This window comes from Ascidiaceihabitans sp., from assembly GCF_039986515.1.
GTDB lineage: Bacteria > Pseudomonadota > Alphaproteobacteria > Rhodobacterales > Rhodobacteraceae > Ascidiaceihabitans.
The window spans coordinates 1,067,729-1,080,538 of the sequence record NZ_JBDWQO010000007.1; the positions used below are offsets into that span (position 1 = coordinate 1,067,729).

The 12,810-nt window shown below is 55.5% G+C and carries 12 protein-coding genes and 1 tRNA gene; 9 read left to right on the forward strand and 4 right to left on the reverse strand.

Translation table 11 applies throughout. The features are described from left to right. Nucleotides 1-64 precede the first annotated feature (64 nt). Nucleotides 65-148 (reverse strand) — tRNA-Leu (locus tag ABJL60_RS07930). A 165-nt stretch (nucleotides 149-313) separates the two neighbouring features. On the opposite strand from ABJL60_RS07930, the gene ABJL60_RS07935 reads away from it, so the two are divergent. Further along, on the forward strand, nucleotides 314-817 hold the full coding sequence (locus tag ABJL60_RS07935) for a Hint domain-containing protein (RefSeq protein WP_348288370.1): 504 nt from the start codon (nucleotides 314-316) through the stop codon (nucleotides 815-817). A 9-nt stretch (nucleotides 818-826) separates the two neighbouring features. Here ABJL60_RS07935 and ABJL60_RS07940 read toward each other — a convergent pair whose 3' ends face one another. Continuing rightward, nucleotides 827-2,515: an NAD(P)H-hydrate dehydratase gene (locus ABJL60_RS07940; protein WP_348373773.1), complete on the reverse strand. Its 1,689-nt coding sequence runs from the start codon at nucleotides 2,513-2,515 to the stop codon at nucleotides 827-829. 170 nt (nucleotides 2,516-2,685) lie between these two features. On the opposite strand from ABJL60_RS07940, the gene ABJL60_RS07945 reads away from it, so the two are divergent. From ABJL60_RS07945 to ABJL60_RS07970, 6 genes are all read left to right on the forward strand, one after another. Then, nucleotides 2,686-3,024, forward strand: a complete 339-nt coding sequence (locus ABJL60_RS07945; RefSeq protein ID WP_108827995.1) for a P-II family nitrogen regulator — start codon at nucleotides 2,686-2,688, stop codon at nucleotides 3,022-3,024. A 35-nt stretch (nucleotides 3,025-3,059) separates the two neighbouring features. Continuing rightward, nucleotides 3,060-4,463, forward strand: coding sequence for a type I glutamate--ammonia ligase (glnA, locus tag ABJL60_RS07950; RefSeq protein WP_108827994.1), 1,404 nt, complete (start codon nucleotides 3,060-3,062; stop codon nucleotides 4,461-4,463). A 487-nt stretch (nucleotides 4,464-4,950) separates the two neighbouring features. Continuing rightward, nucleotides 4,951-6,564 (forward strand): M10 family metallopeptidase C-terminal domain-containing protein, encoded by a 1,614-nt coding sequence (locus ABJL60_RS07955; protein ID WP_348373774.1) that lies wholly within the window; start codon nucleotides 4,951-4,953, stop codon nucleotides 6,562-6,564. Between the two features lie 202 nt (nucleotides 6,565-6,766). Then, nucleotides 6,767-7,444 (forward strand): M10 family metallopeptidase C-terminal domain-containing protein, encoded by a 678-nt coding sequence (locus tag ABJL60_RS07960; RefSeq protein ID WP_348373775.1) that lies wholly within the window; start codon nucleotides 6,767-6,769, stop codon nucleotides 7,442-7,444. 49 nt (nucleotides 7,445-7,493) lie between these two features. After that, nucleotides 7,494-9,284 (forward strand): calcium-binding protein, encoded by a 1,791-nt coding sequence (locus ABJL60_RS07965; RefSeq protein WP_348288378.1) that lies wholly within the window; start codon nucleotides 7,494-7,496, stop codon nucleotides 9,282-9,284. A 100-nt stretch (nucleotides 9,285-9,384) separates the two neighbouring features. Then, the gene (locus tag ABJL60_RS07970; RefSeq protein WP_348288397.1) at nucleotides 9,385-10,140 is read left to right on the forward strand and encodes a lytic murein transglycosylase; all 756 of its coding nucleotides are present in this window, start codon (nucleotides 9,385-9,387) and stop codon (nucleotides 10,138-10,140) included. 73 nt (nucleotides 10,141-10,213) lie between these two features. On the opposite strand, the gene ABJL60_RS07975 is transcribed toward ABJL60_RS07970, so the two are convergent. Further along, nucleotides 10,214-10,795, reverse strand: a complete 582-nt coding sequence (locus ABJL60_RS07975) for a TetR/AcrR family transcriptional regulator (RefSeq protein ID WP_348288380.1) — start codon at nucleotides 10,793-10,795, stop codon at nucleotides 10,214-10,216. A 184-nt stretch (nucleotides 10,796-10,979) separates the two neighbouring features. Here ABJL60_RS07975 and ABJL60_RS07980 point away from each other — a divergent pair, with 184 nt between their 5' ends. Both ABJL60_RS07980 and ABJL60_RS07985 read left to right on the forward strand, forming a co-directional pair. After that, complete coding sequence (locus tag ABJL60_RS07980) at nucleotides 10,980-11,228, forward strand: hypothetical protein (protein WP_348288382.1); 249 nt, start codon at nucleotides 10,980-10,982, stop codon at nucleotides 11,226-11,228. A 290-nt stretch (nucleotides 11,229-11,518) separates the two neighbouring features. Continuing rightward, a complete protein-coding gene (locus ABJL60_RS07985) occupies nucleotides 11,519-12,010 on the forward strand; it encodes a glyoxalase superfamily protein (RefSeq protein ID WP_348288383.1) in 492 nt (163 codons plus the stop codon). A 28-nt stretch (nucleotides 12,011-12,038) separates the two neighbouring features. On the opposite strand, the gene ABJL60_RS07990 is transcribed toward ABJL60_RS07985, so the two are convergent. Continuing rightward, on the reverse strand, nucleotides 12,039-12,782 hold the full coding sequence (locus ABJL60_RS07990; RefSeq protein WP_348373776.1) for a DUF3445 domain-containing protein: 744 nt from the start codon (nucleotides 12,780-12,782) through the stop codon (nucleotides 12,039-12,041). Nucleotides 12,783-12,810 lie beyond the last annotated feature (28 nt).

Genomic DNA, 12,810 nt, shown 5'->3' on the forward strand with positions numbered 1-12,810 from the left:
AGCCTAAGGCGGTAGGCCAATCAAGACTGCCTCAAGTAGCCGAGGTCGGTAGGCAAATAATATATGGTGCGGGTGAAGGGACTCGAACCCCCACGCCAAAGGCGCCAGAACCTAAATCTGGTGCGTCTACCAATTCCGCCACACCCGCATCCATGCACGAACATTCGTCGTGCTGACGCGCAATAGCAAAGGCGCGCACAGGATGCGAGAAGAAAATGCACTCAAGGGTGCGGAAAAAGAAGACGACATTAAAGATATATTGGGATATGTTGTGTCTAACCTAGAGGCAGGTTGATACAAAAAAGAGACGCCAATGAAACCGAAAACGGTCAGGCGCGTCGAGACTGGGCAAAGCTCAGGGGTACGCGCACATGCGGTGCAAACAGGCTTGGTGGCCGGTAGCATCGTGTTTACATCAGACGGGGAAATTCCCGTCGAATATCTTTCTCCCGGCGACAAAGTCGTCACACGCGATGCAGGTATGGTGACGCTGAAAGGCGTATCGTCTTTGCGTGTTCTGACGCAAGCCGTGTCCATCAAAGCCGGATCTTTGGGACACACACGCCCCGAACACAATGTGATCCTCCCTGCAGCCCAGCGCATATTGGTGCGGGACTGGCGGGCGCAATCCATGTTTGGCAAACTGCACACCGTGGTCGAGGCAGGGCAGTTGATCGATGATGAATTCATCATCGATCTGGGCTTGCGTCCTATGCTGTTGGTGCAGCTGACCTTTGACAAACCGCACGTGATTTATGCGGATGGTTTGGAAGTGGCGGTGCCTTTAGCGCAGGCTGTGCAATCAAAAGCGGCGTAAGGCCTCCGCTTACACTTCCAGCTCGCGAAACACATGGGGCAATTGCTCACTCAGGTCCTCGGCAATCAAGCCGGGGCCAAAGCTGCGTGCGCATTCCACATGTAACCATGTGGCGGTCTCTGCGGCCTGCATCGGTGCGAACCCACGCGCCAACAACCCCGTGATGAACCCAGCCAAGACGTCCCCCGCGCCGGCCGTGGCCAACCATGGGGCCGCGCGATCATAGGCGGCGGCATGGACGCTACAGTGACCAGACGGATCCGCGATCACAGTATCCGGCCCCTTGAACAAAATCACACAGCCCGCACGCGCAGCCGCTTCACGCGTCGCATCGACTTTTGAATAAGCAGGACCCTTTTCAGCAGGCGCCTTTAGTTTTTCAGCAAGATCAGGAAACAGCCGGGCAAACTCGCCCCCATGCGGCGTCAAAACACATCGCTTGTGTACCATGTCAAACAATGCGCCTGGATCATCCGCAAACGTACTCAATGCATCGGCATCCAAAACACTGGCCCGCCCCGCCGCCAAAGCCACAGGCACCAAGGCCCGTGCCCGTTCAAGCCCAAGCCCTGGCCCCAAACACAACGCATTTAACCGCTTATCCTGCAAAACCTCCGCCACCCCATCAGCATCGGCCACATGCTTCAACATCAAAGCCGTTACATGGCCCGCCACCTCCGCCTGCGCCTCCGGCGGAACACCCAAAGTGACCAACCCCGCCCCAATCCGCAAAGCCCCACGCGCCGCCAAACGGGCAGCGCCTGTGCGTCCAGAACCGCCAGACAGAACCAGCGCAGAGCCATGCGAAAACTTGTGCCCCGCCGCCTTTGCCAGCTTGGGCAAAACCGATCGTTCAATTCCCCGCGCCATAGCGCAAGACGGTCTGCCCTTTGGATATTTCAGTTTTGAAAAATTACGCAAGCCAATGTCCTTAACAGCCAACTTGCCGCAGACCTCCGGCCCTTCCGCCAAAACATGTCCAAGTTTTGGCCTTTGGAAGGTGACGGTCAGATCAGCACGAAACAAGAAATACAGCGATGCCCCAGCGATACGGTTCGTATCCGGCTCCACAATCACAGATTGGTCCCACCCCAAAACCAACCCGCTGTCGGCACACACGCCAGTGGGCAAATCGATTGCGACCAAATTACCTTGAAAACAAAGGCCAAAATCAGAGGCGTCCATCAGATCACGATACACATCAGCGTCCAAAACACGCGACATCCCGATACCAAACAACGCATCAACAACGATATCCGCCCTTTGACATGTCTTTCGATCCAACAAAGAAAGCGGCAAAGCATCACCAAAGTCGGCGACCTGACACCACCGCTCATAATTCACCCGCGCATCCGCGGGCAACCTCTCAACATCGCCATAGAAAAACACATCAACTGCCCAGCCAAAACCCGCCAACAAACGCGCCACGACAAACCCATCACCGCCATTGTTGCCCGGCCCACACAAGACCACCGCGCGCCAAGCCCCCGCTTCTTCTTGCTTCAAATATCCCGGGGGTTTGGGGGCTGGCCCCCAATCCACGCCCGCCGCAGGCGCAAATGCGGGCCATTCTTCAAAAATCGCTTCAACAACACCTTGCCCGGCACGTTCCATCAGCTCCAAACCGGTGACCTCGCCCGACGCAATTGCCGCCTGTTCCAAAGCCCGCATTTGTGATGCGGTCAGAAGTTCTGTCATCAGCCTAATCCTCGCGATTCAATTTCGTCTATTTTTTAATCACCTTGCACAAAATACAGACACCAGCCGAAAGAATGGCGGCTCAAACCCGCCCCAAGAAGTCGATCCCATGGACGCCCGAAACACAACCTGAAAACAACACATGCGAATAGCCGGCTAGGGAGGCCCCCATGAAAAAGATCGAAGCCATCATCAAACCGTTCAAACTGGACGAAGTGAAAGAGGCGCTGCAAGACGTGGGCGTACAAGGTCTAAGCGTTGTAGAAGTCAAAGGCTTTGGCCGTCAAAAGGGCCACACCGAACTATACCGCGGCGCAGAATACGTTGTCGACTTTTTGCCGAAGGTCAAAGTCGAAATCGTTCTGGACGACGATCAGGTAGATGCGGCAATCGAAGCCATCGTAACGGCTGCCAAAACAGAAAAAATCGGGGACGGTAAAATCTTCGTTTCCCCGATCGAACAAACAATCCGCATCCGCACCGGCGAAACCGGTTCTGACGCACTCTAAAAATCTATACTTTAAGACTGAAAGGACGCTTAGACATGAGCAACAAAGTTCTCGACATGATCAAAGATGAAGACGCCGAATACGTCGACATCCGTTTCACCGACCCACGCGGCAAACTGCAGCACGTGACGCTGTGCTCTGACCAAGTGGACGAAGATTTCCTTGAGGAAGGCTTCATGTTTGACGGCTCCTCCATCGAAGGCTGGAAATCCATCGAAGCCTCCGACATGAAACTGATCGTCGATGTGGACAGCGCCTATGTTGATCCGTTCTATGCCGAAAAAACCATCTGCGTGCACTGCTCTGTTGTTGAGCCTGACACAGGCGAAGCGTATGAGCGTGACCCACGCGGCACAGCCGAAAAAGCCGAAGCTTACCTGAAATCCACAGGCATCGGTGACGTCGCCTACATGGGTCCAGAAGCCGAATTCTTCCTGTTCGACGATGTGCGTTATTCCAACTCCATCAACAAAGTGTCCTACGAGGTTGATGCGACAGACGCGTCCTGGAACACGGACACAGAATACGAAATGGGCAACATGGGCCACCGCCCTGGCGTCAAAGGCGGTTACTTCCCGGTCAACCCCACCGACGAATCTCACGATCTGCGCTCTGAAATGCTGTCCACGATGAAACGTCTGGGCATGAAGGTCGACAAGCACCACCACGAAGTGGCGTCTTGCCAGCACGAGCTGGGCTTGATCTTCGATTCACTGACAAAACAAGCCGACGAGCTGCAAAAATACAAATACGTGATCCACAACGTGGCCCACGCATACGGCAAATCCGCGACCTTCATGCCAAAGCCCATCGCAGGCGACAACGGCACAGGCATGCACGTGAACATGTCGATCTGGAAAGACGGCAAGCCGTTGTTTGCAGGCGACAAATACGCGGATCTGTCTCAGGAAGCGTTGTATTTCATCGGCGGCATTCTGCACCACGCCAAAGCCCTGAACGCCTTCACCAACCCCGGCACAAACAGCTACAAACGTTTGATCCCGGGCTTTGAAGCCCCCGTTCTGCGCGCTTACTCTGCCCGTAACCGGTCTGGTTGTGTGCGTATCCCATGGACAGAAAGCCCGAAAGCCAAGCGCGTTGAGGCCCGTTTCCCTGATCCATCCGCCAACCCATACCTGTGCTTCGCGGCACTTCTGATGGCTGGCCTTGACGGCATCCAAAACAAGATCGATCCCGGCGAAGCCATGGACAAGAACTTGTACGACTTGCCAGCCGAAGAGCTGTCGGAAATCCCAACAGTGTGCGGTTCCTTGCGCGAAGCGCTGGACGAATTGCGCAAAGACATGGACTTCTTGTTGGCCGGTGACGTGTTCACAGCTGACCAGATAGAAGGCTACATCGGCCTGAAAATGGAAGAAGTTGAACGTTACGAGCACACACCACACCCGGTGGAATTCGCGATGTATTACTCCTGCTAAGCAGGCGATGCGGGTCGCCCCGCTTCGATAAAGACCATCTAAGGCGCTCCTTTGCGGGGCGCCTTTTCTTTTGGGACAATGTCCAAAACACCTTTTTAGCACAGCTATAGCGCGAACTTTGCCGCCAAAAGGTGGGGTATACCCGACCTTTCTTAGAAAACCGTTGATATGCGTCCCCCTGTACGTAGCCTATCCAGCAATAGTCCAACGCCTAGCGCTTGAACGATGTCAAAACCGCCGCGCGGCCTTTCGGGGGGAAGGTTGCATTCACAGGTTCTGGCCAGCGCATTTTTTCCATCACTCCCCGCCTGCGCCATCTGACACGATTGTCGGTATCAAACGCAATCAGACGCCAACCCGGGCTCTGTCTTGTGTGGCGATAACAAAGGTCAAGACGTCAAACCGACATCTGCCGTCTGGCTCACTGCATTAGATCCGAAATTCAATATTCCGCACCCTCGCGCCCCAAAAAACCGGAGAACACATCATGACATTACGCATTATCAGCACCAGCCAAGTTAACACATCCGTCGGCGGCGAGATCGTCAACAACCTCGGCAGCCCAAATTTCACAGTGGCCAGCGGCGATGAAGTGGTCGTGTTCGACAATGTGACACTGGCCGCCGATGGCAGCCTTGTGGATGTGTCCAACCTAGATGATTTTGACATGGTCATGAACGGCGACGGCTTTGCAGGCTCCAACGCCTTTCGCATGGATTATCAATCCAACCTTGGCACCTATGATTTTGAAATTTCGTTAAACATCGGAGACGAGGCCACAATCACCAGCAACGTCAATCTTGGCTTCTTTGGCGTTTTGTCTTCCGGCTTGTCGTTGTTGCAGGATGGTTCGGAATTCCGCTTCGACAACGCAGGCACCGCCAAAGCGCTTCAGGGGCGTGGGTTCGAAATGCAATCCATCGCAGAGGTGCAGGCCTCCAACAGCGGCACAGTCACCGCCGGTCAAGGGCCTGCATTCCTGTTTGAAAACATCATGTTTGCCGATTTCATCAACACCGGCACCGCGATCAACACCGCCAACAGCCCCACAGGTGTGGGCAGCCATTTGGGGGCAGCAGTCGCATTCAATTCGCAAGTTCTGAATGTGCAATTCACCAACACCGGGACCGTCAGCGGCAATGTTCTGTCGCTTGTCAGCGAAGCCACCACATCCGAAAACATTGTAAACGCAGGCACATTGTCAGGCGACGTGTTCACCTCATTTTTCACAAATGCGATAAGCGAATTTACCAATTCAGGTCAAATTCTGGGCATGCTGGACACCCGCAACGGCGATGATGTGGTCAACAACACCGGTTTGATCACGGGCGATGTGGAGCTGGGCGAGAACGACGATTTCTTTTCCAACGCAGGGGGCGGCACGGTCGCGGGTGTCATCAATGGCGACATGGGCAACGACACCATCATCGGCGGCACAGGCGCGGATGAAATTGACGGCGGCGACGACGCAGACCTGATTTATGGCGCAGACGGCAGCGATCTGATCATGGGCGGCGTAGGCGAGGACACAATTTACGGTGATGCAGGGGGCGATGACCTGTCCGGCAACGAAGGCATTGATATCATCTACGGCGGCGCGGACAGCGACACACTCAGCGGGGGCGATGACAATGATTTCCTGTTTGGCGGTATCGGCGACGACAGCCTGAATGGCAACAACAACGACGATCTATTGCGCGGCGATGCGGGTGACGACACCCTTTCGGGGGGCGGTGGTGGCGACCGCTTGTTTGGCGGCTCTGGCGACGATCTGATCATTGGCGGCGCGGGCCGTGATGTGATGCGCGGCGAAGCAGGTGCAGACACCTTTGTCTACACCAGCGCGACAGACAGCACGACAGCCGCCGCCGACCGTATCCGCGATTTTGAAACGGGACTGGACCGGATCGACTTATCAGAGGTCGAGGATTTTGTGTTCGTCGGCGACAACGCATTTTCGGGCACTGGGGCCGAGGTGCGGTTCCAAACCACATCCAGCGGATTGCGGTTCGAGATGGATGTGGATGGCAACGGCACGGTCGACATGCGCGTAAACATGAACAACGTCAGCACCATCACGGTGGATGATTTCATCCTGTAGTCGGCATCCGGACAAGCGGCCTCATTCCGCGCCAAATCCTTGGTTCTTGGCGCGGACCACAACCCGAAATAGAAATTCTGATCGCTTGGTCAGGATTCCCTGACTTTTTCTCGCCAGCCAACAATGCAAACGTCTTAAATCAACAAATTAGTAACAAGTATTTGACGCCAAACATCGTCACGCGTCCGGGGGGGCTAGACCAATGACACTTCGCGTCATCAACACGGACCAGGCCAACACAAGCATCGGTGGCGAGATCATCAACAGCATTGGCAGCCCGAATGTGCTGGTTGGCACGGGCGACGAGGTGATCGTCTTTGAAGACGTCACTTTGGCGGCAGATCGCAGTTTGGTGGATGTGACGGCCCTTGATGATTTTGACCTCATCATGAACGGCGACGGTTTTGCAGGGTCCAACGCCTTTCGCATCGACTGCTCATCCAGCCTTGGGGAATGGGATTTTGAAGTGTCGGTGAGCATCGGCAATGACACGCTAATCGGGGGCGAAGGCAACGACACGCTGAATGGCGGCGCAGGCGACGACGAAATCACCGCAGGCTTGGGCAAGGACGTGATGCGCGGCAACCGCGGCGAAGATGTGTTCATCATCACAGAGGCGCTCGACAGCACCACAAGCGCCGTGGACCGCATCCGTGATTTTCAATCGGGCCAAGACCTGATTGACCTTAGCGCGATCGCGACCTTTGATTTCATCGGCAGTGCCGCGTTCTCGGGCACAGGCGCCGAAGTGCGGTTCCAGACCACCGGATCGGGCTTGCGTTTTGACGTTGATGTGGACGGTGACGGTGACGGCAACGCCGACATGCGCGTCAAGATGAACAACATCAGCGTGCTCACCACAGAAGATTTCATTCTTTAACAAAAAATGACGTTTACAGCGACAAATCCGAAGCACAAGGAAAACACTCATGGCAGATACAATCATCAACTCCAACAGCGCCACACCAGTCACGCTTGCCAACTTTGACGACTACATTTTGCTGCAAGGCATCACGCATTACACATTTGGCGCAGGCGATCTGATCAACGTGAATGCGACAACAACAACCAATGTCACGATCTTGGGCGATGCTGTGGCAACCAGCAGCTCCGAAGTCATTTCGATCAATGGCGCTGTGACCAGTGTCTACAACGGACATCAAGTGACCATCGGGGCAACAGGCAGCGTCATAACGGGCAACAACGGGCGCGCGATTGAAATCGCTTCGGACTACACAATCGTCAACAACCACGGCAGTGTTTCGGGCCAATCCGGGATTTATCTGGACGCAGACAGTGTTCGAATCACAAACACCGGCAGCATTTTAGGCACCAGCCAAGACCCGCAGCCGCAAGCTGGGATCTATGCAAGCGGTCTTGATCTTCGGGTTGAGAACAGCGGTGACATCAACGGGCGCTTTGGCGTCAATCTGGAAGACGGGCATATCATAAACACCGGCGAGATTTCCGGCGCTATTTCTGGCATCACGGCGCGCGGCGATGCAAGTTCCGACGTGTTTATTTCCAACTCGGGCACCATCAGCACCAGTCAGGGCACGTCAATTGCATCCGGGCTTGGTGATCTTACGGTCAACAACACCGGCACCTTGCTTGGAACAGTCATCAATTCCGGCGGCACCTTCAGCTTCAATAACGCCGGCACACTTAGCGGATTGCTGTATTCGCAGAGCGGTGCAAACGTCATCGCGAACGGCGGCATGATCACCGGCAATATCTTTCTGAGCAATGTGGCCGACACCTTCGACAACGCAGGCAACACGCTTCAGGATTTGAACATGCGGGCGGGCAATGACACCTACACAGCATCAGGCACAGGACTTGTCGCAGGTGTTGTTTCAGGGGATTTGGGCAACGACACATTGATCGGGGCCAGTTTAGATGATCGCCTCGACGGCGGTGACGACAACGACTTGATCGCGGGCGGTGCAGGCGACGATGTCCTGAACGGCGGTGAAGACAACGACACTGTTCTGGGCGGCTCAGGCGATGATTTCATCGCAGGCGACGACGGTGATGACAGTCTTTCCGGTGGGTCGGGCAATGACGACATGAATGGGGGCCTAGGCGCTGACATCATGACCGGGAACGCAGGGGCTGACCTGATCGAAGGGGGTGCCGGTAACGATACGCTTTACGGCAACATCGGTGATGACACGATCAATGGCAACGAAGACACCGACATCCTCTATGCAGGTTCTGGCAATGACATCCTAAGCGGTGGCGACGAAAGTGACTTCTTGTTTGGAGGCATTGGCGACGATCAGTTGAATGGCAACAACGACAACGACCTGTTGCGCGGTGAAGCAGGCAACGACACGCTGATCGGTGGCGGCGGTGGCGACAAGCTGTTTGGTGGCGCAGGCGAGGATCTGATCATCGGCGGGGCGGGGCGCGATGTGATGCGTGGGAACGCAGGCGCCGACACGTTTATCTACCTGTCAGCCACAGATTCCACCACAACAGACGTCGACCGTATCCGCGACTTTGAACAAGGCTTGGACCGCATCGACATCTCAGAGGTCGAGGATTTTGTGTTTGTGGGCGACAGCGCCTTTTCCGGCACCGGGGCCGAGGTACGCTTTCAAACCACCGCCACAGGCTTGCGTTTCGAGATGGACGTGGACGGCAACGGCACCGTCGACATGCGCGTGAACATGAACAACGTCAGCACCATGACGGTGGATGATTTCATCCTATAACCTTTACGTGGCCGCGTAGAACGGTATCCTGAAAAAAGAGTATAGGAGAGTACCCATGTCCATTCTGCGCACAGCCCTTGTTGTAGCCGCCCTACCCCTGATGGCCACAAGCGCCCTCGCCGCCACATGTGGCAACACAGGCGCAGGCTTTGATGCGTGGAAAGCCGACTTTGCGCGTGACGCCAAAAAGGCAGGCGTCAAAAAGCGTGGTCTGGCAGCGTTGTCTTCGGCCCGCTACGCCACAGGCACGATCAAAGCGGATCGCAATCAAAAGTCGTTCAAATACTCGCTCGACAAATTTATGAAAGTGCGTGGCGCGACAACGATCGTGTCTCAAGGGCGCAAACGTAAAGCGGGCAATGCGAATTTCTTCGCAGCCCTTGAACGGCAATACGGTGTGCCAGCAGGTGTCATTCTGGCGATCCACGGTATGGAAACAGGCTTTGGCGGGTTCATGGGCGACAGCGCAGTGGTCTCGGCCATCACCACCCTCACCTATGACTGCCGGCGCTCGGACTTTTTCAAACCCCACGCCATTGGTGCGCTGAAACTGGTGGACCAAGGGGCCATCACTGCCAACACAAAGGGGGCGAAACACGGCGAACTGGGGCACACCCAGTTTCTGCCGGGCAACGCGTTAAAATATGGCGTCGATGCCAATGGTGACGGGCGTGTGGATTTCTACAACCAAACCGACGCGCTGGCCTCGACCGCGAACTTTTTGCGGCAAAAAGGCTGGAAACCCGGCAAGGGATACCAAGAAGGACAACCCAACTTCAAAGTGATCAAGCAATGGAACGCGGCGACGGTTTACCAAAAAGCCATCGCAATCATGGGCGCAAGGATCGACGGGTAACGCCGCACCACTCTTTCCTTTCGCATGAAGTACTTCGGGGGAGTCCGCAGGACGGGGGCTGGCCCCCTACCCCTCATTGTGCCAGTCCATTCAGCTGTTCTGTTAATGCTAGGGCGGCACTACGGATTTCTTCAGCCAAAGCAGGGTCGTCGATACTGCGGGATAAAACCATGCCACCCACACACAGCGCTGAAAGAGCCAACGCTGTATGGCGGTCTCCTGCGCTGTTGTGTTCAAACAAAAACACCATGGCCCGCAACAAGGTTTCGTAAGACTGACGCACAGCAGGTCCCGCGCGCGCCACATCGGAAGGCAGTGCAATCATGGGACACTGCCCCTCCAAATCCCCCAAATGTGCCGATGACAAATAGCTTTGCACCATGGCACGAACCGTGTCGGGGCCTGCATCGATAACACCGATGCCCGCCTCATCACGCCAGGTTTTGCCGCGCCCCTCCAAAAAGCTGGAAACCGCTTCAGCATATAGCTCATCCTTTGTGCGAAAATGATTGTAAAAGCCGCCACGCGTCAAACCGACCTCTGCCATGACCTGATCAATGGACACTTCGGAAAACCCGTGCCGGTTAAACAGCATACGCGCCGCTTCCACGATACGGGCACGCACTGCGATTTTATGGGCTGGACGGTAGGGCATGATGACCTCGCAAGAATTCGCATTCCAAGGAAACTAACACATCCCAAAAAATGTTCTTTAACATATTTTGGGAGCTGGCATGAAAGAGAAACCAAACATCAAAAAGGAAGACACTATGCCAGAATTTGCGCTTATATATCACGGTTCCCCTCAATTCTCTTCGGCTCAGGATGGACAAGACCACATGACCAGATGGAAAGCCTGGAGCGCAGGGTTAGGCGATGCGATGATCGTGCCGGGTGCCCCTTTTGGCCCGTCAAAGACGATCCAGTCCGACGGCTCAGTACAAGACGGCGCACCAGATCCTGCAGCAGGGTACACTGTGATCGAAGCGGCGGACATGGATGCAGCCATTGCGCTGGCCAAACCCTGTCCACATCTGGACGCAGGCGGTACGCTCGAAATTGCGCAAACCATGGACATGGAAATGTGATGCCTAGAAAGACGATAGAGATTGGAGCCTCAAGTTCTGAGCGTCTGCAATTTATACACCGATGCTTTTTACACTGAGCACTTTGGATCGGTGCCCTGTCTGCGTGTGACGGACAAACATGTTCCCGACGGGCGTGACACTTTGGACACGGCTTCGATTGCAAGGCTTGCAAAAAAGCGGAACAGCGCCTAACTGAGCGGCTAGGGTCCTGTGCCCCTGCCGTTCGCAACCATGGTGAAGCACGGGTGAAATGATCCTTCCCGACCTTACGTCGCCAAAGGACATCGGCAATGCGAACACCCGAAGATACCTCCGCGCGACATAAATCGGAGAACGACATGGAACAAAAACGTACAATGGCCTTGCCAACGCGGGCCACACTGAAAGCGCAAGCCAAACGCCTGCGCAGCGATCTGACAGCACAAGGCAAACCCACAACCCACGCCCAGGCGCTGGAAGCGATTGCGCATCAATGGGGTGCGCGGGACTGGAACACTTTGCACGCACAAGCCCCGGATACTTTGCAACGCAGCTTCACACCTGGTGAACGCATTTCCGGGCTTTATCTGGGACACGCGTTCCAAGGCACTGTGAAAGCCGCACAAATGGCGTCAACCGGCTTTTGGCGTCTGACAGTGGTGTTTGACGACGCCGTGGATGTGGTGGAAAGCCAGCACTTCACGGGTCTGCGAAAGCAAGTCAGTGCGACAATTGGGCCCCAAGGGCACACGGCCCAAAAAACATCAAACGGACAGCCCCACATGGTGCTGGATGCGTGGTGAAACGATGTAAGGTGGGGTTAACCCCACCTTACGCTACGTCCGCTTTATCCAGAACATAGGTGTGGATGGAAAACACCACAGCCTGTGTTTCAGGCAGGCGGAAAATGCACTGTCGTTCAGACCGATAATACTGCGCGTCCCCCGGCCCGTCGCGGATTTCGCGCGGGGTCACGACAGATCGCGGCTGATGCAGGGTCGGGTCGTCATACCAAAGCTGGTTAAAACGCCAAAGCGGGCGACCGACCTTGACCCCATCAAACATCCGCTGCACGCGCGCTGCCAAGTTGCCATCATACTCCGGCACCGGATCGTGAATGGCCGTCAGGGGCCGCCCCACCTTCTCCACAAGCCGCCAAGACGCCGGAAAACACAGGATCGCGCCCGTTAAGACATGCTCATTGCCTCTCTTCTGCAACAGGCAAAAATCCTCCTGCACCAACGCGCCCAATGTCAGCAAAGGCATGGTGCGCGACACGCACACCTTACGCCCATCAGGGCAGGTGACATGATCCCCATCAACCTCAAATCCAAGCCCCGGAAGCTGCCTTAAGATAGCCTCCAACAGCTCTTGCGCCGCAGGCAAAGCGTTTTCATCCAACCAATGCACTGCATCACAGCGCTCCGAAATCAAACGCAAGCGTTCCGCCATTTGCCCCGCATAAGCCTCATCAACGCACAGCCAATCACCATCAAGCAGGGGCTGAATCCCCGGCAAAGGACGCGCGGTGCGCATATCGGCGGGGAGACGGGTTTGCAGGATAGGAATGTTCATACTCGATCCTTCACACTCTCAAGCATCG